We start from the raw sequence: 23,415 nt of genomic DNA on the forward strand, positions 1-23,415 counted from the left end.
GAACGCCGAATGAAGACCATCAAGCCTTTCCGCCTGAGCCTCATGACCCGGCCTTATCGCTGGCGGCGCGCCGACACCCTGGGCGTGGCGGTGATGGCCCTGGCCACGCTGGACGACGCGCCGCGGTTGATGCCGGAGCAGGAGCTGTGGAAGCTGGCCGCCGAGGAGACCGGCGGCATCCTGGACCTGGGCGTCCCCAAGGCCTGCGCGGAATTCCTGGTCAGCGGCTACGCGTACACGCGGCACCAGCCGGACAAGACGGCTTGCGGCGTGCGCGTGCGGGTGGGCGAACTGGAGAAGTCCCTGCTGGTGTTCGGCGACCGCTATTGGCTGGACGGACGCCCCAGCCAGCCCGCGCCCTTCGAGCAGATGCGGGTGAACTGGACGCGCGCGTACGGCGGCCCCGACGTCGCCGCGAATCCCCAGGGCATGGGATCCCTGGCCGTCGACGTCAACGGCGCGCGCGTATTGCCCTTGCCCAATGTCGAGGCGCCGCATGCCCGCATCTCCTCGCCGCGCCAGCAAGTCGAGCCGGCCGGCTTCACCGCCTACCCGCCCGACGCCGCGCAGCGTTTCGCGCTGATCGGCAGCAAGTATGGGCAGGACTGGCTGGAGCAGGACTACCCCGGTTTCGCCGAAGACATGGACTGGCACTTTTTCAACGCCGCGCCGGCTGACCAGCGCCGCGACGGCCGGGCGCTGGAAGCGGGCAGCCGCTACGAAATCTGGAACATGCATCCCGAGCGCCAGGCCTTGCACGGCCGCTTGCCGGACTGGAAGGCGCGCTGCTTCGCCAGCCGCCACGCCGACGGCGCGGCGCTGGAAGAGATCGACCTGTGGCTCAGCACCGCGTGGTTCTTCCCGCACCGCGAGCGGGTGCTGCTGATCTGGCACGGCGGGCTGCCCGTGCGCGAGAACGACGCGGCGGATGTGAAGCTGATCATGCCGGCCCTGGAACTGGCGGGCCGGCCGCGGCCCCTGGATCATTACCTGCGGGTGGTCCAGCAGCGGCTGGACAAGACGTACGGCGCGGTCCATGCCTTGTGCGACGCGGATCTGGCGCCGGAGGAAGTGCAGGGCGAGTGGCTGGACGGCGCCTTGCCCGATCCCGCGCAGCGCCCCATGGTGCGCAACATCATGCAGGGCCTGGCGCGCAAGCGCGAGGGCTGGCGCCAGGAGCTGCTGGACGAGGGCATGGATCCCGACCTGGTCCTGGCCTCCGTGCCCGAGGCGGAAAAACCGCCTACCGTCGCCGAGCTGCCGGCGTTGCTGCGCGGCATGGAGGAACGGATGCGCGAACAGCGGGCGTCGCTGGACGAGGCGCGGGCGCAAGCCCTGGCCGACGCCGACCTGCGGCAATTCGCCCGCGCGGCGGAGATCGACGTGCCCGCCATCGCCGATCATGGCCGGCCGGGCAGTGTCGGCCGTTTCGATCCCGAGGAAATGCACGCGCAACTGGCGGATTTCGATGCGAATCCGGTGACCGCGCCGGCGGCGCCGGGCGTGGAAGCGCAAGCCGATGCCGGGCACGAGGCGCGGGCGCGTCCGCCCATGGATCAGGACGGCATCGCGCAGCGGCTGGGCCCGCAGGTCGACCGGCTCTATCTGAATGGCGCGCATATGTTCGACGCGCCGCCGGCGATGCCGCCGCACCGCGCGCAACGCACGCGCCGGCGCGTCATGGAGATCCACGCGGGCAACCGCGATTTCACCGGCATGAACCTGATCGGCGCCGACCTGTCGGGGATGGACCTGCGCGGTAGCTGCTTCCGCCGCGCCGCGCTGGAAGGCGCCAACCTGACCGGGGCCACGCTGGACCAGTGCGACTTCACGGGCGCGGTGCTGGCGCGGGCCAACGCGCAGGGAGCCTCCTTCAACGCGGCTGTGTTCGCCCAAGCCAACCTGTCGATGCTGCGCGGCGAGCGCGCACGCTTCGACAACGCCGACTTCACCGACGCCGTATGCGTGGAGTCGGTCTTCGACGGCTGCGCCTTCGCCGGCGCTGGTTTCCTGCGCACGCAGTGGCGCGACGCGGCCTGCACGGACTGCGATTTCAGCGGCGCGCGCTTCGCGGAACTGACGCCCATGACCCTGCGGCTGGTCCGTAGCGTCTTTGCCGGCGCGAGCTTCAGGCAATGCGCTTTCATGGCCTGCCAGCTCGATCAGTGCGGTTTCGCCGAGGCGGCGCTGACGCGTTGCAGCTTCGTCAACACGGCGTTTACCGGCGCCACGGATTTCACCGAGGCAGCGCTTTTCGCATCGTCCTTTTGCGGCACGACCTCCCTGGAAGACGTCTGTTTCCGCGAAGCCAGCCTGAAACAGTGCGGCTTCCGCGGCGTCTCGCTGGCGCGCGCCGATTTCAGCGGCGCGGCCATGGCGGGCAGCGACTTCTCGGATTGCGTCTTCCACCAGGCCCGCCTGGACAAGCTGTCCGCCGGCGAAAGCCTGTTCGTGCGCGCCGACTTCACCGGCGCGTCGCTGCGCGGGGCCAACCTGATGCAGTCCATCCTGTCCAAGGCCATCTTCCTGCAAGCCGATCTGGGCGAGGCCAACCTGTTCCGCGCCGACGTGTCGCAAGCCGCGCTGGACGGATCGACCCGCATGGACGGCGCCCATACGCGCAACGCCAAGGTATGGCCGCGGCGGCGCGAGGCGGCGGCATGACGCCGCAGACCCTCATGGAGCGCATCGCCTTGGGCGACGTCGTCCAGGACGCGGACCTGCGCGGCGCGCCGCTGGCCGGGCTGGACCTGTCCGGCGCCATGTTCGACGGCGTCGATCTGCGCGGCGCGGACCTGTCGGCCTGCCTGCTCGTCGATTGCCGCTTCAACGGTTGCCGGCTGGACGGCTGCCGCCTGGAAGGCGCCGACCTGTCCGAATGCAGCTTCCTGCGTTGCGCGTTCGCCGGCGCGCGCCTGGCCGCCGCCAACCTGACCGGCGCCGCGCTGGTCGAGTGCGATCTCTCCGGGGCGGACCTTGCCGGCGGCACGCTCGATCGCAGCACGTTTTTCCAGAGCGACCTGCGCGATGCCTGCCTGCGCACGCAGGCCATCGACCGCGCGGTGTTCAGCGAAAGCCGCATGGACGGCGTGGACCTGTCCGGCACCGTGCTGACGTTCGTGAACTTCCATCGGCTGGACCTGCGCACGGTGCGGCTGGCGGAGGCCCATGGCGAAAGCGCCATGTTCGTGGAGTGCGACCTGACCGGCCATGATTTCACGGGCCAGCGTTTCACCCTGTGCCAGTTCACGGATGCGCGGTTGGACGGCGCCGATTTTTCCGGCGCGGTGCTGACGCAGTCCAATTTCAAGGGCGCCTCGCTCAAACGCGCCGTGTTCACGGGCGCCGACGCGGCGCGCTGCCTCTTTCCGCAGGCGGATCTTTCGGGCGCCGTCTGCCGGGGCGCGCGCTTCGACCAGGGCATCTGGGCCGGCGCCATCGTGGAGGGCGCCGATTTCTCGGGCGCCAGCCTGTGGCAATGCGTGTTCCATGGCGCGGTCTGCGCGGACGCCGACTTCAGCCATGCGCGCATGGAAGACACCGATTTCAAGATGGCCGACCTGAGCCGCGCGGACCTGCGCGGCGCCCACGTGCTGCGCCTGCGCCTGCATCGCGCGCTGACGGCCGACGCGCGCTGGAGCAGCCGCGCCGGCGTCATCGAGAACGACCCGGAATTGCTGGAGGCCGAACTATGGTCGGCGTCGCATTGATGGCCCGTCCCCGGGCCGACCGCCGCCGCGGGCGATGGCCCGCCGGCATCCCCGTACACGAAGGAGCACGGATATGTTCGCGAATTGCCAGTTGATGGGCCTGGACCTGGCGTTTCCGGATGTCTGCAAGACGCCGCCCGCCGCGATGGCGCCCTTGCCGTATCCCAACCTGGCCCTGGGTCCGACCGCCATCCCGAACGCCTGGAACATCCTGTTCGTGGCCGCGCCCGCGCACAATATGGCCACCTTCACGCCCATCACCAACGGGGACATTCCGGGCGCGGGCGGCGGCATCGTGTCGCAGACCTTCATGAGCCAGTCCCGCCATCTGACCGGGGCGTTCACGGTGCTGCTGATGGGCACGCCGGCCACCCGGCTGACCAGCGTGTCGCTGCAGAACCAGATCAACATGGTGGGCATGCGCATCGTACCGAGCCAGCCCAAGATCCTGCTGCTCGCGCCTTGACGCCCGGACGCGCCATGGACACTCCCTCCGATCCGATACCGCAGAACGCCGCGCCGCGCGCCGGCATGGACGCCGCGGCGCCGCTGCCCCCGGCATTCTGGCGCGATCTCGCGCGCGATCCCTACTCGCACGATCTCTACCACGTGCTGCGCTGGATCGACGCGCGCGGCGGCGCGCGCCTGCCGCTGGGCCGCGAGACCGTGCCCCGGCACGAGCCGGTGCGCATGCGCCAGGAACCGTCGATGGCCTTCGCGCCGTCCACGCTGGCCGCCGCGCGGCCGGCGCGGGCGGACCGTCCGCCGGAGCTGTCCATCTACAGTTTCGGCCTGTTCGGCCCCAACGGTCCGCTGCCCCTGCACATGACCGAGCACGTCCGCGAGCGCATCCATCACTATGGCGACGCCACGCTGGCCGCGTTCGCGGACCTGTTCCATCACCGCCTCATCCTGCTGTTCTACCGCGCCTGGGCCGACGCGCAGAGCACCGTCAGCCTGGACCGGCGCGACGACCGCTTCAGCCGCTATGTCGCCTGCCTGTTGCACATGGGCCAGCCGTCCATGCGTGGGCGCGACAAGGTGGTAGACCACGCCAAATACCACATGGCCAGCCATCTGTTGCGGCAGACCCGCAACCCGGAAGGCTTGCAGCAGATCCTGCGGCATTACTTCGGCGTGCCGGTGCGCATCCGCGAGTTCGTGCCGCAATGGATACGGCTGGCGCCGGACCAGCGGCTGGGCCTGCGCGGATCGCAGGGCCTGGGCCGGGACACCATCCTGGGCGCGGCGGTGCGCGACGCGCAACACAAGTTCCGCATCGAGATCGGGCCGCTGGCGCGCGAGCAATACGACAGCTTCCTGCCGGGCGCCAGGTCGGCGGAAAAGCTCGTGCAGTGGGTGCGGCACTACACGGGCATCGAATTCGCCTGGGACGTGCGGCTGGTGCTGGCGCGCGAGCACGTCAGCGGCGCGCGGCTGGGCGACGCCCCGATCGGCCTGCGTAGCTGGCTCGGTCATCGGCCCGCCGCGCTGGGCGACGCCGGCGACCTGGTCATCGACTATGAAACGCGCCGCGCTCGCGCGGCGGGCCAGGCCCAGCCTTCCTTTTCCTATCTATCCTGACGGTTATCCCCCATGTCCGATATCGGCCGCACGGAACTCTTCGGCAAGCTGGATCCGCTGCTCTACCAGGCGCTGGAAGGCGCCACCGCCTTCTGCAAGCTGCGCGGCAACCCCTATGTGGAAGTGGCGCACTGGCTGCACCAGATCCTGCATGCGCAGGACAGCGACCTGCATCGCATCCTGCGCCATTTCGAGATCGATGCCGGACGGGTGCAGGCCGATCTCGTCCGCGCGCTGGACCAGTTGCCGCGCGGCGCGGGGTCCGTCTCCGACCTGTCCGAGCACATCGACCACGCGGTCGAGCGCGCCTGGGTGCTGGCTTCCCTGCGCTATGACGCGGGCCGCATCCGCTCCGGCCATCTGCTGACGGGATTGGCCAAGACGTATTCCCTGCGCAACGTGCTGCTGGGCATCTCGGGCCTGTTCGGACGCGTGGTGCCCGACGTGCTGCTGGAACGACTGGCCGCCATCACGGCCGGCTCGCCCGAGGAAGACGCCGGCGTGGACAGCGCGGCAGGGACGGGCGAGGGGCAAGGCGGCGCCGCCGGCGGGCAGCGTTCCGCCCTGGCGCAATACGCCGTGGACCTGACCGCGAAGGCGCGCGACGGCGCCATCGACCCCGTTTCGGGCCGCGACGAGGAAATCCGCCAACTGGTGGACATCCTGATGCGGCGGCGCCAGAACAATCCGCTCCTGACCGGCGAGGCCGGCGTGGGCAAGACCGCGGTGGTCGAAGGGCTGGCGCTGCGGCTGGCCGCCGGCGACGTGCCGCCGGCCTTGCGGGACGTGTCGCTGCACCTGCTGGACATCGGCCTGCTACAGGCCGGCGCGGGCGTGAAGGGGGAGTTCGAGCAGCGGCTGCGCCGCCTCATCGACGAGGTGCAGTCCAGCGCCAGGCCCATCATCCTGTTCATCGACGAGATCCATACCCTGGTGGGCGCCGGCGGCGCCGCCGGCACGGGCGACGCCGCCAACCTGCTCAAGCCCGCGCTGGCGCGGGGCCAACTGCGCACCATAGGCGCCACCACCTGGGCCGAGTACAAGAAGTACATCGAGAACGATCCCGCGCTGACGCGGCGCTTCCAGGTCGTGCAGATCCACGAGCCCGCGGAAGACCGCGCCATCGTCATGCTGCGCGGCCTGCGCGAGACGCTGGAAGCGCATCACCGCGTGCTGCTGCTGGACGAGGCGGTGGAGGCCGCGGTGCGGCTGTCGCATCGCTATATCCCGGCGCGCCAATTGCCGGACAAGGCCGTGGCGCTGCTCGATACGGCCTGCGCGCGGGTCGCCGTCAGCCAGCACGCCGCGCCGGCCGCGCTGGAAGACGCGCGGCGCCGCATCGAGGCCCTGGAGATCGAACTGGACGTCGCCGCCCGCGAGCATCGCCTGGGCGTCGCCGACGCCGAACGCGGCGTGGCCTTGCGCGCGGCCTTGCAGGAGGCGCGCGCGCAGGAGAGCGCGCTGGCCGCCCGCTGGGAAGAGGAGTCCGCCGCCGCCGCCCGCATCCATGACCTGTGCGCGAGGCTGGACGCGCCCGGCCCGGCCGACGACGCCGGGCAGGAAGGCTTGCGCGCGGAATTGCACGCGGCGCGCGAGGCGCTGACCGCGCTGCAAGGGGAGCAGGCCCTCATCCATGCCGCCGTGGACGCCGGCGCCGTGGCCGCCGTGGTGGCGGACTGGACGGGAATTCCGGTGGGCCGCATGGTCAAGGACGAGGCGCGGGCCGTATTGGACCTGGCCCGGACCCTGGGGCAGCGCGTCATCGGCCAGGACGCCGGCCTGGAGGCTATCGCCCGCCGCATCCAGACTTCGCGCGCGCGCCTGACCGATCCCGGCAAGCCCGTGGGGGTCTTCATGCTGTGCGGCCCCAGCGGCGTGGGCAAGACCGAGACGGCCCTGGCGCTGGCCGAAGCCCTGTACGGCGGCGAGCAGAACGTGATCACCATCAACATGAGCGAATTCCAGGAATCGCATACGGTCTCGACGTTGAAGGGCGCGCCGCCGGGCTACGTCGGCTACGGCGAGGGCGGCGTGCTCACCGAGGCCGTGCGGCGCCGGCCCTACAGCGTGGTCCTGCTGGACGAAGTGGAGAAAGCGCATCCCGACGTGCACGAGGTTTTCTTCCAGGTTTTCGACAAGGGCTGGATGGAGGACGGCGGCGGCCGCTACATCGACTTCCGCAATACGGTCATCCTGCTCACGTCCAACGTGGGCACGGAGCACGTCGCCCGCCTGTGCCGCGACCCCGCGCGCGCGCCAGGACCGGAGGCGCTGGGCGCGGCGCTACGCGAACCGCTGTTGCAGGTGTTCCCGCCCGCGCTGCTGGGCCGCCTGGTGGTGGTGCCTTACTATCCATTGTCCGACGAGATGCTGGCGCGCATCGTCGACCTGCAACTGGACCGCATCGCGCAGCGGCTACGGGTCAATCACGATATCGCCTTGCACGTCGCGCCCGCGGCCACCGCATTGATCGTGGCGCGCTGCACGGAAGTGGAGTCCGGCGGCCGCATGGTCGACGCCATTCTCACCAATACGGTGCTGCCGCGCATCAGCCAGGAGTTGCTGGCCGCATCGGTGGATGGCCGCCGCGTGAGCGCCGCGTGGCTCGATGCCGCCGGCGGCGAATTTACCTACCGCTACGAGTGACGATGATGAAATCCACCATGGCCGCCGTGCTGCTGGGCACGGCGATGATTTCCACGGCGATGCATGCGCGGGCGGCGCCCGCCGCGCGGGAGAGCGGGATGACGCAGAAAGTGACGGTCCGCGTGGACGACGTGCGCTACGCGATCCCCAGGGATTATCTGGACGGGCCGCTGGAGCCCGGCGGCGAGCAGCAGCACGCCCTGTTGCTGCGCGCGATGCTGCCCGGCTTCACCCCCGATTCCGGCGACGCCGGGCAGGGCAGGGCGCGCGACCGGATGCTGGTCAACATCCTGCTGGAGGAGCCCGCCGTGAAAGCCGGCGTTGTGCAGGACATGCTGGCCACCGACTATCGCCTGTACGCCGGCGATCTCACCGCGCAGGGGATGGCGACGCGGGCGCATCGATTCGAACCCGCCTTCGACGGCCTGCGCCGGGTGGCGGACCTGGACGAGTCCTCGGAACGCTGGAAGCGCTATCCCGACGTCTATATCGAAGGCGACGAGCAGCATCCCACCACCGTGATGACCTGCAATCGCGCGGGCGTGGGCATCGTCAATTTCCCCCAATGCGTGCTTGCTTTCATGGCGGGCCGCATCAAGGTCAGCGTCCACGCCGAGCGCGACCAGGCGCCGAACTGGCGTGCGCTGCGCACCGGCGCGCTGCGCCTGCTGGATGATTTCAAGGCCCAGGCCCAGACCACACAGGGGAAATGACATGGCCGCGACCTATCCCTTACTTTCGCCGGGCTATGACGTGCTGGAAAGCGACCGGCTGCGCCGCGCCGGAGACCGCGCGGGCTATTACACCTATCTGGAGGCCCATGGGTCCATCTACGCGCCGCTGGCGAAAGGCGTGGTGCGGCAGGACACGCCCTCGGGCGCGGTGGCCATCGCCTATTGCCGCGAATTCGCGCGCCGCCACGGCGTGACGGTCGGCGAGGACACCCTGGTCCAGATCAACATGGGCCTGATCAACCACGATTGCGACGCGCGCATGGCCGCCTTCCGCGACACCGGGGTGAACCGCGAGCTGACCATGTCCGCCATCCGCGCGTATCACGCCCAGGTCTTCAGGGAGGTGATCGGCACGCAGCCGGAGACCTGGACCGCCGAAGTCCCGCTGCAATGCGGCGGCGCGCGGGCCGACGACGTGTGGCTCCATATGCTGACGGGGTCCTTCATCGACGTCGCCGTCAACACCTGCCTGGAGGTCATCGGCCTGCTGCCCGGCCGGCTGAAGGTCGACGCCTATGCCTGCATGGCCGCGGGCCAGTTGCTGGTGCCCAGCATGTTCACGGCGGGGCATGGCTTCTTCGGCAACGAAACGCGGCTGGGCATGCGGGTGGAAGGGCTGGGCAGCCTTACGCCGCTGCAACGGCGGGTGGTGGACTACCTGGACATCCTGACGTGCTCGGGCCCGATCCCGTCCATGGCCGTCATGTCCGCCGGCAGCAGGCGCCTGGACGAGTGGTTGCGCACCGAGGCCGATGCCTTCGGCCGCACCGGCTTCGGCCGGGCCTACCTGCGCGGGATGGAACTGCAGTTGCAGAGCCCCTATGGGTTTTCGCCCATGCCCTGAGGCGGGTCACGCGTCCTTGCGCACCGTGGGCGGGCGCATATGGCCGGACGGTTCGCGCACGTCGTCGCGGTCCGTCATGGGACGTGACGGCGTGCCGCGCGGGCCGGTCATGCCCCCGATCGTGCCGCCGATGGGATCGTCGCGGAGGGACGCCAGCGGATCCTCGCCGTGCAGCGTCGACGGCGTGGCGTCGGTGAAGACGTGGTCCACGTGGCGGCCGTCGGGATCGGGAAACATCGCCAGCGGATCGCCGCGCTTGTCGCCGAAGACCGTGTCGCCGTGGCCGAGCTGGGCCAGCGGGTCCTCCGGATTGCGGCCTGCGGCCGACGCCATGTCGAAGGGATGGGCCGAGACGTCCGGCGCGGCGCCGACCGGCAGGGTGCCCGGCCCGAACAGATCGCCGAAGATGCCCGGCGCGGGCGCGGCCGCCATGGCGGCCGCATCGTCGGCGTGCAGCACGTAGGCGCCGATGGTCACTTCGTCGCCGTGGCGCAGCGTCGCCTCCTGTTCGCAAGCCAGCGCCTCGCCGTTGATGCTGACGCCGGCCATGCCGCTCAGGTTCGCCAGCCAGCAGGCGCTGTCGCCGACGCGCACCAGGGCCTGCACCCGGCACAGCGCGCCGGGTGCGTCGTCCAGCACCAGGCGGTTCTCGCGGCCGCGTCCTATGGTGCCGCCGGGGGCCGGGAATTCCGCCTCGACGGGCGCGAAGGGAAGGTCGTCGGTGCGCCGGATCGCGGTGAGTTTCATGGCGGGCTCCTGGTGGCCGTTACGGAAGGCGGGCGCAAGGCGGAAGCAAGGCGGTCAGCGGGAAGCGGTGGCCCCCGCCGCGGCCTTGGCCGCGCGGAACGCCGGTCCCCACTTGGGATGCCCTTGCTCCGCGGGCGTCAGGGTGAAATCGGGTTCGATGGCCAGGATGCGCGTGAAGTCGTCCTGGCACAGCGTCTGGTAGTTGATGATGCAGTAGCTGAACGCCTGCAGCTTCAGGGATTCCACCACCACGGCGGGCGTGGAGCCGGCCAGTTCGCCGGAAGTGGCGACGGTGCGGACGACGTCCCCGTACTTGCCGGCGTTGTAGTCGTCCCGCACCTGCTGCAACTGCGTCAGGGCGGCCTGCGTGGGCGTCGCCTGCGCTTGCGGAGACGTGGAAGGCGCGCTGCACGCGGCGAGCGCCGACGAGAGGGACACGAGGGCAATGCGAATGGTGTTTTTCATTTTGAGGACGCCGGTATGCCTGTCGGGTGAATTCGTTACTTGAAATAAACCTCTACATCGTTTGCGTCGTTTCGATACGGGCGCCGCGACCGCGATGCCATACGCAACGGGCAAGTCGCCGGATGATATCCGGCAGGATCTTCAAAAAGTGAATCGGAGTGTTTCGTAAAAGTATCGGTGATCGTGTTGATGTGTCAGCAAGGTAACGCCGGTAACGTCATCCGGGTGTCATCTATTTCTCATTTTTCTCGATTCTCATACGGGCTTTGCGCCCATCGCGCATCCCTATCGTCGACACCGGATGAGACCCGCAAGGCATGGATAAACAGCGCGCCGTTCACGTGTACAAGGTCCTCGCGGCATGCCTGGCCGCCGCCCTCGTGCTCGGGGCCTGCGCATCGACCGCCCGGCGCGTCGCCGTGCCCTACGCGATTTCCTTCACCGCCGACGCGCAGGTGAATCCCGACGCCAACGGCCGGCCGTCGCCCATCCAGATCACGGTGTACGAGCTGAAATCGGCCAGCACCTTCAAGGCGCGCGACTACTTCGCGCTGCAGTCCAATCCGCAGGCGGCCCTGGGCGCCGAGCTGCTCAATACCGACCAGATCATCCTGCAGCCGGGCCAGACCGAGGTCATCAAGCACGCGGGCAACGTGGATGCGGGCGCGATCGGCATCGTCGCCTCCTATCGCGATCTCGAGGACAGCCAGTGGCGCCTGACCGTGCCGCTGCCCGAGGCCGAGAACACCAACATCTACAAATTCTGGCAGTTCTCCCCCAACGAACAGACGGTGCAGATCGCCGTCAATCGATCCGGGCTGGCGGTGACCGGCTGGGATCGTCCATGGTGGCCGTTCTAGCGCGAACGCGCGCCTTCTCCCTGTCCGCACACACATCGAACATATGGCATCACCCAAGAGCAAAGTCGTCTGGTCCGAAGGGATGTTCCTGCGTCCCCAGCACTTCCAGCAATTCGAACGCCACCTGGAGCAGACGCTGCAACAGCGCGTGCTGCCGTTGCAGGGCTTTTTCTGGGGCTTTCACCGCCTGGCCGTCGACGCGGACGCGCTGGCCATCGGCAAGCTGGCGTTGACCGAGGCCCAGGGCATCTTTCCGGACGGCACCCCCTTCGAATTCGATCATCCCGACGATGCGCCGGTCGCGTTGGACGTGCCAGCGGACCTCAGGGGCGAGCGCATCGTGCTGGCCGTTCCCCGCCAGCGCCCCGGCGCCAGCGACGTCGTGTTCGAGGACCAGGGCGATACGCTGGCGCGCTATCGCGTGCATGAGGAAGAAATCGAGGACAGCGGCGAAGTCGCGCTGGAGCCCGCCCTGCTGCAACTGGGCAGGCTGCGCTTGCGGCTGCTGCCGGAATCCGAACTCGGCGACGACTGGCTGGGCGTGGGCGTGGCGCGCGTGCTGGAGCGGCGCGCCGACAATCGCGTCGTGCTCGACGACGCCTTCGTGCCGCCTTGCGTGGCCGTGGACGGCCAGCCGGTGCTGCGCGGTTTCGTACACGAACTGCACGGCCTGCTCGAAACGCGCGCCCAGGCCCTGGCCGCGCGGCTGTCGCAACCGGGCCGCGGCGGCGTCGCCGAGGTGTCGGACTTCATGCTGCTGGAGGTCGTGAACCGCTACCAGGGCGCGACGTGGCATGCGCGCCAGACGCCGGGCCTGCATCCGGAGCGCCTGTTCCACGATTTCCTCATGCTGGCCTGCGACCTGGCGACCTACACGGCGGCCGACCGCCTGCCCGGCGTGCTGCCCGTCTACGAGCATGACGACCTTCAGGCGACCTTCGCGCCGCTCATGGAGGAATTGCGCCGCTCCTTGTCGGCGGTGCTGGAGCAGCGCGCCTTCCAGATTCCGCTGCAAGACCGCGGACAGGGCGTGCGCGTGGCGCAGATTCCCGACCTGGAGCTGCTCCAGACGGCGGGTTTCGTGCTCGCGGTGCATGCCGACCTGCCGGGCGAGGCCTTGCGCGCGCGTTTCCCCGCGCAAGTGAAGATCGGTCCGGTGGAGCGCATCCGCGACCTGGTCCACCTGCAATTGCCGGGAGTGACCGTGCATGCGCTGGCGGTGGCGCCGCGCCAGATTCCGTATCACGCCGGCCACGTGTATTTCGAGTTGGACAAGAGCGGGGACTTCTGGAAGCAGTTGCAGCGCAGCGGCGCGCTGGCGTTGCACCTGGCGGGCGAATTCCCCGGATTGACGATGGAGTTCTGGGCGCTGCGCGATTGAGGGTCCCTCGCGCCCGCTTGATTCATTCACGCATTCATTCATGAATTTCACTGGACGCCGGCGAAGGCCTCGCCGGCTTGCAGGGAGACACTATGCAGGCCTCCGACCACGCCTTGCCCGGTTCGATGGCGCCCCCCGGCGCCCCGGACGAGTTCGACGCCGCCAGCCGCTTGCGGCCTGACGAGTACGTGATCAGCGGATCGAATTCCCTGGTCGCCGCCGCCAATCCGCTGCTGGACCTGATTCCGCAGATCCGCGCCACGCGCTCGCATCCCGCGCCGGCGCTGCTGCGCGAACACCTGCTGGACGAGGTGCGGCAGTTCGAACTGCGCGCGCAACAGGCGGGCATCCCCAACGAGACCATCCTGGGCGCGCGCTATTGCCTGTGCACCGCGCTGGACGAGGCGGCCGCCCTGACGCCCTGGGGCGGCGGCGGCACGTGGTCGGCGCACAGCCTGCTCGTCACCTTCCACAACGAGACCTGGGGCGGCGAGAAATTCTTCCAGTTGCTGGCCAAGCTCACCCAGAATCCCAGCCACCACCTGGACCTGCTGGAGCTGCTGTACTACTGCCTGCTGCTGGGTTTCGAGGGCCGCTACCGCGTCATCGACAACGGCCGCTCGCAACTGGAGACCCTGCGCCAGCGCCTGCTGCGCATCCTGCGCGGCGCCCGCGGCGAATACCCGCGCGAGCTGTCGCCGCACTGGCGCGACGTGCCGGCGCAGGTCCAGTCGCGCCGCCTGCCGGTGCCGCTCTGGGCCTTCGCCGCGCTGGCCGCGGTGCTGGCGATCGCGGCCTACTTCGGCTTCAACCTGGCCCTGGCGTCGCGTTCCGATAGCGCCTTTGCCGCCATCGGCAACCTGAAGCCGCCCATGGTCAGGATCGCCGCGCCCGTGCCGCCGCAGCCCGCTCCCGCGCCGCGCCTGGCGGAATTCCTGGCGCCCGAGATCCGCGAGAACCTGGTCACCGTGCGCGACGAGGCGGACCGCAGCGTGGTGGTCCTGCGCGGCGACGGCCTGTTCGATTCGGGCGCGGCCACCGTGCTGGACCGCTATGTGCCCGTGCTCTCGCGCATCGCCGATGCGCTGCGCGACACCCACGGCAACATCCTGGTCAGCGGTTATACCGACAACACGCCCATGCGCAGCGCGCGCTTTCCCTCCAACTGGCATCTGTCGCAGGCCCGCGCCGACGCGGTCAAGGACCTCCTGGCCAAGCGTCTCGAGGACCCGGGCCGCCTGCGCGCGGAGGGCCGCGGCGAAACCGATCCGGTCGCGCCCAACGACACGCCGGCCAATCGCGCCCGCAACCGCCGCGTGGAAATCACGCTGCTGGTGCCGCCGATGCCGCCCGCCGCCACGCTCGAAGGTAAGCAACGATGATCCACAACGTGTTCGGATTCCTGTTCAGCCGCGGGCTGTGGAATTTCCTGGGCGTCGTCGCCCTGGCGCTGCTGGTCTGGGTGGCGGGGCCCTTGATCGCGGTGGGCGCCACGCGGCCGCTGGAAAGCGAAAACGCGCGCATCGCCGTGATCGCGGCGATTTTCCTGGTCTGGCTGTTGCGCCTGCTGTGGCGCAAGTGGCGCGAAGGCCGGCTGAACGCCCAATTGCTGGGGCAGTTGCGCAAGCCGGCCGCGAAGCTGAAGAAGGAAGAGGCCTCGCCGGAGAATGCGGACATACGCGAACTGGCCGAGCGCTTCGACGAAGCGGTGACCCTGCTGCGCGAGACCCGCTTCGAAAGCGGCGGGAAGCGCGCGCCGTGGGGGCGTTTTACACGGCAATACCTGTACCAGCTTCCCTGGTACGTCTTCATCGGCGCGCCGGGGTCGGGCAAGACGACGGCGCTGGTCAATTCGGGCCTGAACTTTCCGCTGGCGGACCGCTTCGGCAAGGTCGCCCTGCGCGGCGTGGGCGGAACGCGCAATTGCGATTGGTGGTTCACCGACGACGCGGTGCTGCTGGACACCGCCGGCCGCTACACCACCCATGAGAGCGATCCCACCGGCGACGAAGAGGAGTGGTCCGGCTTCCTGGGCCTGCTATCCAAGTTCCGCGGCCGCCAGCCCATCAACGGCGCCATGCTGACCGTCAGCGTGGCGGATCTCCTGTCGGCGTCCGACACCGAGCGCGTGCAGCACGCGGCCGTGCTGCGCCGCCGGTTGCAGGAGCTGCGGGAGCAACTGGGCATCCAGTTCCCCATCTACGTGCTGGTCACCAAGGCCGACCTGCTGTCCGGCTTCGAAGAGTACTTCGCCTCGTTCAGCCGCGACGACCTGGCGCAGGTCTGGGGCTTTACGCTGCCCTACGCGCAGTCGCAGCAGGCCGACTTCGACCTGTACGAAGCTTTCCATGCCGAATACCGCCTGCTGCAACGGCGCCTGGACGACGCCTTGCCCGAGGTGCTGGCGGCCGAGCAGGACCCGGGCCGGCGCGCGCTGGCCTACATGCTGCCGCAGCAGTTCGCCGGCTTGCAGCCCGTGCTGGGCCACTTCCTGAGCGACGTTTTCGCCGCCTCCAGGTTCGAGGTCCGCCTGATGCCGCGCGGCGTCTACTTCACCAGCGGCACGCAGGGGGGCGAGACCTTCGACCAGGTGACGGGCAAGCTGCGCCGCTATCTGCGCATCGAGGGCGCGGGGGGCCACAGCAGCGCGCCGGCCGAAGGGCAGGGCCGCAGCTTCTTCCTGAAGAACCTGTTGCAGGAGGTGATCTTCAAGGAGGCCGGCCTGGCGGGCCGCAATATGCGCTGGGAGCGGCGCTATCGCCGCCTGCACTGGGCTGGCTACCTGGGGCTGGGCGCCGTGCTCGCGGGACTCCTCATCGGCTGGGGCATCAGCTACCGCAACAACGCCGCCTACCTGGACGAGATCGCGCGGCGGGTGCCGGTGGTCGACAAGCTGGGCAGCGAGATGAAGATCACCCGGTCGGGCGACGTGCTGGGCCTGATGCCTTTCCTCGATGCGCTCTGGTATCTGCCCAAGGGCGCGGATTTCGACGTCGACGATCCGCCGCTGTCCTACCGCTTCGGCTTGTACCAGGGGCGCAAGATGACCGCCGCGGCGCAGGCCATATACCGGGACACCCTGGACCAGGCCTTGCTCCAGCAGGTCGCGCGGCGGATCGAGACCGCCCTGCGCAATGCCGCGCCCGACGACCTGGAATTCACCTATGAAGCGCTGCGCGCCTATCTGATGCTGTACGACGCCAGGCATTACGACGCGGAGTTCATGCATGCCTGGCTGCTGTCGGATATGCAGAAGACCTTGCCCGAAGGCTATACCCGCAAGCAGTATCAGCAGTTGTCGCTGCACCTGCGCAACCTGGTGCGCGAGCACGTGCTGGCCTCGCCCTTTCCCCAGGACATGGAGCTGGTGCGGCGGATGCGCGAGCGCCTGGCCAGCTACACCCTGCCACAGCGCGCCTACAGCCGCCTGCGCCGCATGCTGGGCAACACGGGCGAACTGCCGGACATCACCGCGGTGACCCTGGGCGGCCCGCAGGCGACGTCGGTATTCGTGCGCAAGAGCGGGAAGCCGCTGACCGACGGCATTCCCGGCCTGTACAGCTATCGCGGCTATTGGGACGTCTTCAGCAAGCGCGTGCCCGGCGTGGCCGAGCTGTTGCGCGCCGACGATGCCTGGGTGCTGGATACGCCGCCGCCGGGCGTCATGGACCAGGCGGCGCAGGACCGCCTGGTGGCCGACATCAAGCGCCTGTACCTGAACGACTACGTCGCGCGTTGGGATGCCTACCTGAACGATCTTCAGTTGGCGCCGAGCAAGTCCCTGTTGCAGAGCATACAGACCGCCCGCACGCTGTCCGCGCCGGAGTCGCCCATGGTGATGCTGGTGCAGAACGTGGCGCGCCAGACCACGCTGCTGCGCGACGCGAAGTCTTCCGAACGGTCCCTGGTGGACCAGGCGCGCGACCGGGTCAGCAGCACGCGCGAGGCGCTGGAGCAGATGTTCGGACCGGTGGGGCTGGACAATACGGCCCGCGAGGACGCCAACGGCGACAAGCTCGAACGCATCGTCGACCAGCATTTCGAGCCCTACCGCAGGCTTGCCGCCAGCGACGGCAATGCGCCACCGGCCATCAGCGCCACGACAGGGTTGATCAACGAGCTGTACACCTATCTCACGGCGACGGATGCCGCCTTGCGCAGCGCCAGTCCGGCGCCCAACTCCGACGTGGTCACCAAGCTGCGCGCCGAGGCCGGCCGCATGCCGGGGCCCTTGCGCGACCTGCTCAACGGCCTGTCGATGAATGCCTCGGGCGAGGTGTCCGGCGTCGTGCGCGAGCGGCTGGGCGACAACCTGGCCGCCACGATAGGCGTGTTCTGCCGGCAATCCATCAGCGGGCGCTATCCCTTCGCGCCGGCGTCCAGCCGCGACGTCGCGCCCAACGACATGGCGCGGCTGTTCGCGCCCAACGGCATGATGGACGACTTCTTCCAGAAGAACCTGGCCAGCCAGATCGACGTGTCGGGGCAGCGCTGGCGCTTCAAGCCCGATATCGAAGGCCGGCCGGGCGAGAGTTCGGCCTTCCTGGATTCCTTCCAGCGGGCGGGCGTGATCCGCGACGTGTATTTCGCGGCGGGCAGCGCGGCGCCGCAGTACCGGGTGTCGATCCGGCCGGTCGAGATGGACGGCAGCATCACGCAGTTCCTGATGGACGTGGACGGGCAGGCGATCCAGTACGCGCACGGACCGCAGGTCGCCACCTCGGTCACGTGGCCGGGGCCGCGCGGCGGCAGCCAGGTGCGCATCGAGCTGACGCCGCAATCGGGGCCCGCGGGCCTGGTCACCAGCGGACCCTGGGCGCTGAACCGCATGCTGGACAAGGCGCGGCTCAAGCCGGGGCCGTCGCCGGAGGTCACGCTGGCCACCTTCGACATCAACGGGCGCAAGGTCGTGCTGGAAATCACCGCGAACAGCGTCAAGAGTCCTTTCCACCTGCCCGAAATGCAAGGTTTTGCATGTCCGGGCCGTTCTTGAGGGCGGAATCGATGGGCGGCATGGATATCGGGCAGCGGCTGGGCTGGTACGGCAAGATTCCGGCCACGGGCGATTTCGTGAATCGCAACCTGCCGCGCGAATTGAGCGGCTGGTGGGACAAGTGGTTGCAGCACGGGCTGGCGGCCTTGAAGCAGTCGCAGGACGAAGCGGCCCTGCGCGCCTACGCGGCGGCGCCCTTGTGGAATTTCGCCATTCCCTCGGGGCCCGGCGCGGGCGGGGTGCAGTTCGGCTGCATCGCGGCCAGCCGCGACAGGGTGGGGCGCAACTACCCCCTGTGCGTTTCCCTGTACATGCCGGTGGACCTGTACGAGCCGCGCATGCTGGACGCGGCGGGCGAGTATTTCCACCAGCTCGGGGTCGGGCTGTTGATGGCGGTGCGGCACGGCTGCGCCGCCGAGCAACTGGAGCGCGCCTTGCAGCCGGCCCGCGCGGCGGCCGCCGCCATGTCGGCCGCGGGCCGCGGCGCGGTGGCGGCGAGCCGGGGCAGCGACATCATGGACATCCTGAACGCCGGGCAGCCCGCTCCCGCCCAGGCCTTGGCGGGCAACAGGCCGCTGGCGTGGGCGGAGCTGCCGTCGGTATTCAACCCGGGGTCGCATACCAGCTATTGGTGGACCAACCAGGCCGACGGCGCGGCCCTGCGCACCTATCTGCATGGCGGCGCGTTGAACGTGACGCTGTTCGCCACGCTGTTTTCATCTTTCGCCGGCGTCCGGCGCTAGTGGTGGTGTTCCGGAATTTCGCTTGAAGTCTGCTCGAATGTCGCGCGGACTGCCGGGACATCGCACTGGGAATGACTGTATCTGGAGATTGGACCATGTCGCTATCCACAGGGTTTGCATCACCGCCGGCCGCCAGTGGCGCGGAACCGGCAGCGTCCCCACGCCCCTTGAGCGCCATCGCCGCGATGGGAACGGGCGGGGTGCCGCAGGCGCGCATCCGCCAGATGCTGGCCGACCTGGTCGCCGGCTTGTCGGCGCTGCATGCGCAGGGGCGGATTCATGGTGGAATATCCATGGACACCGTCGTGCGCGGGGATGCCGATCCGGTGCGGCTCCTCGATCCGTCGGGCGAGCAGGCGCCGCCCGATGGTGACGAGACGGTGCGGCATCCGGGATATGCGCCTTTCGAGCAGTACACGGATGATCCGGGGTGGCCGTGCGGGCCTTGGACGGACATCTATGCCCTGAGCGCGCTGGCGCATGCGCTGGTCACCGGCGCGCCGCCGCCGGACGCGCTGTCGCGGCGCGTTCGCGATGACTATGTGCCGCTGTTGCAGCGCGCGCCGCAAGGCTACGACCCGGCCTTCCTAGCCGGTCTGGACGCGGGGCTATCGATGCCCCCGTCACTGCGGCCGCAAACGCTGGAGGCGTTCGACGAGGTGTTGCTTTTGCCGGTGCCGACGCCGGTCGCGATGGCTGCGGGGGATGCGATCGGCGCGGTGGGTGCGGGGACGGTCGCGGTGGCGGCTGGCATGAGTAGGATGCCTGCCGACGCGGACGCTGTGGATACGGCAGAGGGCTCCGCAACCTCGGAAACCGGGGGCGAGGCCGGTCAGCCTGCCGCGGCCGCCGCTGCAAGCGCCGTTATTGCCCCGGTCCCGCGCTCAAACGCGACCCCTGCAAACGTGGACCCTGCCGCGGCAACTCGCACGCCGGCGGCCGAGAAGGAGGCGCCCGTCGGGCAACCGGCCGCGAACGACGCCGAGGCCGGGGCGCGCGAAAAGCCCCGCCGTGCTTCCGTCATGGGTATTGCCTTGGTCGTCGCGATCCTGGCCGTGGCCGGTTTCCTGTGGCTGAGAGACGATGCCCCGCCGGCCAAGGTCGTGGGCAGGGAGGCGGTCCCCGGCCCGGTTGCCGATGGGCAAGCGGAGAACGCCAGTAACGGCCAGGCAGGTTCTGCACAGAACGGTCAGGCAAGTTCCGCGCAGGCGACGCCGAATAGTCAGGCAAGTTCTGCACTGGCGTCGCCGGATAGTCAGGGAAGTTCCGCACAGGCGGCTCCGGACAGGCAGGCAAATACCGCCCCTGCGGCGCCGAGCAGTCAGGCAAGCTCCGCTCCGTCGGAGTCGGCGCCGGACGCCACGCAGACGCCGCCGACCGCCGCACAGACGCCGACGGCGGGTAGCGCATCTGGCGCCCAGGCTTCCGCCGCCGGGCGTCCCGAGACCGGCGGTGGCGCGGACCTTCCGCAGGCGCCAGCCGCATCGGATCCCGCCATCGCCACCGCCACGCTGGGCGGCGCCCTGCCCATTCCCGATCGCCGCACCGCGCCGGGATCGGTAACCGTCCAGGACCCGCAAGCCGTGGCGTCCGCGCACCCCGCTACACCGCAGCCGCCGGCTTCCCAGACATCCACCTCTACGTCGGCTGCAACGACGGCCCCGCCCGCGGTGCCTTCGGCAGCAGCGCCCCAGGCGGCGCCGTCCCAGGGCGCGTCGTCTCAGGCGGCGGCTTCCCGGTCAGCAGCGGCGCAAGCAGCAGCGACGCAAGCAGCAGAAGCTCAGGCGGCAAATTCTCGGATCGTGGGGTCTCAGGCCTTAGAAGCCCAGGCAGCGTCAGGCCAAGCAGCATCAGGCCCGGCGGCGTCAGGCCAGGCAGGCACGGCCCGGGTGGCGGCGTCGCCGGCAGCGATGACTCCAGGGGCGGTAGCCTCCGCATCGGCCGACGCCGAGATGTCCCCCAAGCCCAAGGGGCCCGTCACGGTCAGGGTGGACGTGCGTCCTTGGGGCGAGGTGTTCGTCGACGGCAAGTCGCGCGGACTCAGCCCGCCGCTGCGGGAGCTGAAGCTCTCGCCCGGCAAGCATGCCGTCATCGTCCGGAACGCCGGCCTGCCGCCTTACAGCGTCACCCTGGACCTGGCCGACAACCGCGCCGCGGCGATCTCGCACGTGTTCCAGTGACGGCGCCAGGTGGCGCATGAGTCGGCAGTACCCCGGCCGGCAATGCCTCGGCCGGCAATGCCTCCAGCCGGCAATGCCCCCGCCGGCTCAGTCCGCCCCGCGCCGCCAATGCGTCTTGGCGCCGAACTTCACCCGGTTATCGGTGAGCTTCATCTCGTCGAGCGTAACCACCCACACGGGCGAGGCAATCCCTCGCGTCTCGGGGAAGCGCTCATGGTAGAGCGCAAGCACGCGGGATGCTTCGCCCGGATCTTCCACCAACCTCGCGATGCCCGAGAACTGCAAACCCAGGATCTGGGAAATTTCTCGCGGCTGTCCCGCGACGCAGCCCGCGACTTGCGGATGTGCCTGGATGGCGCGCGCATGCCGGGTGTCCAGGCTGCCCAGGAAGACAACCGCCACGCCTCGCGGATCGTAGGCGAAGAAGGCGCTGGACGCCCATGGACCTTGCGCGTCGTGGACGGCCAGCGACAGGACGTGATGGTCGGCGAGCAAGTCGGCGATAGCGGCGGGGACGGGTTCCATGACCAGCTATGTTACGGGTTTATGGGACTGGCTGGGACTGGTTGGCGTTAGTTGGGGCTAGTAGGGACTAAGCGGGTTCATGGAACGCACGCGCATGCCGCCGAGACCGCTTATCCACGCCCCCGCTCATCCTTCCCGCCGCAATCGCGCCTCCGTCAACCCATCTCCCTGGCCGCCGAAATACTTGCGCAGGCATTCCTGGAAGGCCTGCTCCTCGGGCGCGACGTGGGCGAACAAGGTCATGCAGGAGCGGAATTTCATGTCGTCGGGCGAACCGAAGATTTCATGGATGTCCCGCCCCTGCACTGCGGCCACCAAGGTGGCGCACTCCCGCAGCCGCGGGCCCAGCACGGGATGGTCCAGGTACGCCCGCGCTTCTTCCCGTCCCGCGATGCCATAGGCCTGCGCCATCGCGCTATGCCCCAGCCCGCGCAGTTGGGGAAACACGTACCACATCCAGTGGCTGCGCTTGCGCCCCGCGCGCAGCTCTTCCAATACCTGTTCGATGACCGGCGCCTGCGCGTCGACGAAGCGTTGAAGATGATGAGGATCGTCCATGGCTGCCTCCCGCCTTACGTTTCGTGGCGATGAATCGCCAGATTTGCGGGAATACGGCCGCCTGTCAATCCCGGCCCGTCCGCTTGCCGCCCAGCCTCTCGATGACTTCCCGCGCCACCATGTGCAAGGGCTGGCCGGTATTCATCGCCGTCTTCTGCAACTGGTCGTGCGCTTCCTTCTCCGTGACCCCCAGCGCCGCGACGAGCACCCACTTGGCGCGCTCGACGTGCTTGCGCTCGTCCAGGGCCTTGCGCGCCTGCGCCAGTTGGTGCTCGGATTCGGCCAGCCGCGCGGTCTGGCGCGACAGCATGTCCAGCACCGAGGCTTGCAGGCCGGCGCCCAGGTTGTCTTCGGGCGGCGCGCTCAGCGGCCGCGCCTGGACGCTGAAGACGCGGCCGGTCCCGTCGCGCGTCTCGGCGGCGGAGAGCTGGTCGAGCAGCACGCGATGATCGGCCAGTTCTTCGCGGGTCGAGGAGATGCGGGCCTGGCATAGCCGCGCCAGCCCTTCGATCAGCGCCCGTTCGACGTGGTGCATGGCGTCGATGCGCGCGGTGGCGGCGGCGAACCACGCCGCGCTCAGTTGAGGATCGACCTGCTGGCCGGCGCTGGTGCGCGCGGCGATGGTGCGCAGGCGCGCCAGCGTCTCCGTCAGCTCGCGCGCGTGCTCCCAATGCGAGGCATCGGCTTCCCGCGGGCCGCCATGGGCCATGAAGGCATCGAAGCAGCGCTCCTGCGCCTGCACCAGGGCCTGCATCTGCGCCTTGCGTTCGTCGGTGAAATAGCCGTTCAGGAAACCGACGACGCCACAGGCTCTTTCCTGCCCGGAGAGTTCCTTGCCCTGGATGAAGTTGAGCAGCGCCACCAGCGCGCGCGTGACGTCGGCGTCGATGGCGGCGTCCGCCAGTTCGAAGACGATGGCCAGTAGCGCGCCGATCAGGCCGGTATAGCGGCCGGTGGCGGTTTCCGGCGCGATGGCGCGGCGCCGCACCTGCTCGCGCAGCGTCTCCAGCGGCTCCATCTGTTGCAAGGCATGCGCGATCGAGGACAACAGGCGCACGCTGGCGCGCTCGGTCGGACCGGCCGGCTCGATCAGTCCGTCCCAGGCCTCGCGCACCTGTTTTTCGATGGCGGCGCTTTCGCGCGCCTGCGTGGTCACCTGGACCAGCACGGTGTCGCCGACGTCGCAAAGCAGGGCGTTGGACAGGCCCCGCTCTTTCTGCAGGCTGTGCACCAACTGGCTGATCAGGTCGACCAGCCGCGACAATTCCGTCAGGGCTTCGAGTCGGCCCAGTTCCCGTTGGCGAGCCGCCATGAGAAAGCGCAACGGCGGCGCGAGTCGTTTCTTCTGCATGAAGCTGATCCCCGATTTTTCGTCATGCTAACGCAGGCGGGCGTCTTCGTGGCGATGGCGCGCCAGGCAACGTCGCGTCGCGGCGCGAGCCGGG

18 protein-coding genes are annotated in these 23,415 nt (G+C 69.3%); 13 read left to right on the forward strand and 5 right to left on the reverse strand.

Going from position 1 to position 23,415, the window contains the following annotated elements:
* Positions 1–9: 9 nt before the first annotated feature.
* The 7 genes from CAL29_RS02555 to CAL29_RS02585 all read left to right on the forward strand — a co-directional run bounded on the left by CAL29_RS02555 (position 10) and on the right by CAL29_RS02585 (position 9,518).
* Positions 10–2,664, forward strand: a complete 2,655-nt coding sequence (locus tag CAL29_RS02555; RefSeq protein ID WP_094851425.1) for a DUF2169 domain-containing protein — start codon at positions 10–12, stop codon at positions 2,662–2,664.
* Entirely contained in the window at positions 2,661–3,710 is a 1,050-nt protein-coding gene (locus CAL29_RS02560) for a pentapeptide repeat-containing protein (RefSeq protein ID WP_094852662.1), read from the forward strand. Before CAL29_RS02555 ends, CAL29_RS02560 begins: the two co-directional genes overlap by 4 nt.
* 73 nt (positions 3,711–3,783) lie before the next feature.
* Positions 3,784–4,176: a DUF4150 domain-containing protein gene (locus tag CAL29_RS02565; protein ID WP_094851426.1), complete on the forward strand. Its 393-nt coding sequence runs from the start codon at positions 3,784–3,786 to the stop codon at positions 4,174–4,176.
* A 14-nt stretch (positions 4,177–4,190) separates the two neighbouring features.
* Complete coding sequence (gene tssG / locus CAL29_RS02570) at positions 4,191–5,294, forward strand: type VI secretion system baseplate subunit TssG (protein ID WP_094851427.1); 1,104 nt, start codon at positions 4,191–4,193, stop codon at positions 5,292–5,294.
* Between the two features lie 12 nt (positions 5,295–5,306).
* Positions 5,307–7,940 (forward strand): type VI secretion system ATPase TssH, encoded by a 2,634-nt coding sequence (tssH, locus tag CAL29_RS02575; protein ID WP_094851428.1) that lies wholly within the window; start codon positions 5,307–5,309, stop codon positions 7,938–7,940.
* A 2-nt stretch (positions 7,941–7,942) separates the two neighbouring features.
* On the forward strand, positions 7,943–8,653 hold the full coding sequence (locus CAL29_RS02580) for a hypothetical protein (protein ID WP_094851429.1): 711 nt from the start codon (positions 7,943–7,945) through the stop codon (positions 8,651–8,653).
* Position 8,654: 1 nt separating this feature from the next.
* Positions 8,655–9,518: a hypothetical protein gene (locus CAL29_RS02585; RefSeq protein ID WP_094851430.1), complete on the forward strand. Its 864-nt coding sequence runs from the start codon at positions 8,655–8,657 to the stop codon at positions 9,516–9,518.
* Between the two features lie 6 nt (positions 9,519–9,524).
* Here CAL29_RS02585 and CAL29_RS02590 read toward each other — a convergent pair whose 3' ends face one another.
* Both CAL29_RS02590 and CAL29_RS02595 read right to left on the reverse strand, forming a co-directional pair.
* Positions 9,525–10,265 carry an FHA domain-containing protein gene (locus CAL29_RS02590; RefSeq protein ID WP_094851431.1) on the reverse strand — a complete coding sequence of 247 codons (741 nt, stop codon included), beginning with the start codon at positions 10,263–10,265 and terminating at the stop codon, positions 9,525–9,527.
* Between the two features lie 54 nt (positions 10,266–10,319).
* Entirely contained in the window at positions 10,320–10,730 is a 411-nt protein-coding gene (locus CAL29_RS02595; protein WP_094851432.1) for a TssQ family T6SS-associated lipoprotein, read from the reverse strand.
* A 317-nt stretch (positions 10,731–11,047) separates the two neighbouring features.
* Here CAL29_RS02595 and tssJ point away from each other — a divergent pair, with 317 nt between their 5' ends.
* From tssJ to CAL29_RS02625, 6 genes are all read left to right on the forward strand, one after another.
* A complete protein-coding gene (gene tssJ, locus CAL29_RS02600; protein ID WP_094851433.1) occupies positions 11,048–11,590 on the forward strand; it encodes a type VI secretion system lipoprotein TssJ in 543 nt (180 codons plus the stop codon).
* 43 nt (positions 11,591–11,633) lie between these two features.
* Positions 11,634–12,971 carry a type VI secretion system baseplate subunit TssK gene (tssK, locus tag CAL29_RS02605; RefSeq protein ID WP_094851434.1) on the forward strand — a complete coding sequence of 446 codons (1,338 nt, stop codon included), beginning with the start codon at positions 11,634–11,636 and terminating at the stop codon, positions 12,969–12,971.
* 125 nt (positions 12,972–13,096) lie between these two features.
* The gene (locus tag CAL29_RS02610) at positions 13,097–14,353 is read left to right on the forward strand and encodes a DotU family type VI secretion system protein (protein WP_256977285.1); all 1,257 of its coding nucleotides are present in this window, start codon (positions 13,097–13,099) and stop codon (positions 14,351–14,353) included.
* Positions 14,350–17,964 (forward strand): type VI secretion system membrane subunit TssM, encoded by a 3,615-nt coding sequence (gene tssM, locus CAL29_RS02615; RefSeq protein WP_094851436.1) that lies wholly within the window; start codon positions 14,350–14,352, stop codon positions 17,962–17,964. Before CAL29_RS02610 ends, tssM begins: the two co-directional genes overlap by 4 nt.
* Positions 17,946–18,707 carry a type VI secretion system-associated protein TagF gene (tagF, locus tag CAL29_RS02620; RefSeq protein ID WP_256977148.1) on the forward strand — a complete coding sequence of 254 codons (762 nt, stop codon included), beginning with the start codon at positions 17,946–17,948 and terminating at the stop codon, positions 18,705–18,707. Before tssM ends, tagF begins: the two co-directional genes overlap by 19 nt.
* 167 nt (positions 18,708–18,874) lie before the next feature.
* The gene (locus CAL29_RS02625) at positions 18,875–20,887 is read left to right on the forward strand and encodes a hypothetical protein (protein ID WP_094851437.1); all 2,013 of its coding nucleotides are present in this window, start codon (positions 18,875–18,877) and stop codon (positions 20,885–20,887) included.
* A gap of 87 nt (positions 20,888–20,974) precedes the next feature.
* Here CAL29_RS02625 and CAL29_RS02630 read toward each other — a convergent pair whose 3' ends face one another.
* The 3 genes from CAL29_RS02630 to CAL29_RS02640 form a co-directional block, all read right to left on the reverse strand.
* Positions 20,975–21,412, reverse strand: coding sequence for a pyridoxamine 5'-phosphate oxidase family protein (locus tag CAL29_RS02630; RefSeq protein ID WP_094851438.1), 438 nt, complete (start codon positions 21,410–21,412; stop codon positions 20,975–20,977).
* A gap of 126 nt (positions 21,413–21,538) precedes the next feature.
* The gene (locus CAL29_RS02635) at positions 21,539–21,970 is read right to left on the reverse strand and encodes a DUF1810 domain-containing protein (protein ID WP_094851439.1); all 432 of its coding nucleotides are present in this window, start codon (positions 21,968–21,970) and stop codon (positions 21,539–21,541) included.
* A 64-nt stretch (positions 21,971–22,034) separates the two neighbouring features.
* Positions 22,035–23,321 carry a nitrate- and nitrite sensing domain-containing protein gene (locus tag CAL29_RS02640; RefSeq protein WP_094851440.1) on the reverse strand — a complete coding sequence of 429 codons (1,287 nt, stop codon included), beginning with the start codon at positions 23,319–23,321 and terminating at the stop codon, positions 22,035–22,037.
* Positions 23,322–23,415 lie beyond the last annotated feature (94 nt).

The organism is Bordetella genomosp. 10 (assembly GCF_002261225.1).
Taxonomy (GTDB): domain Bacteria; phylum Pseudomonadota; class Gammaproteobacteria; order Burkholderiales; family Burkholderiaceae_B; genus Bordetella_C.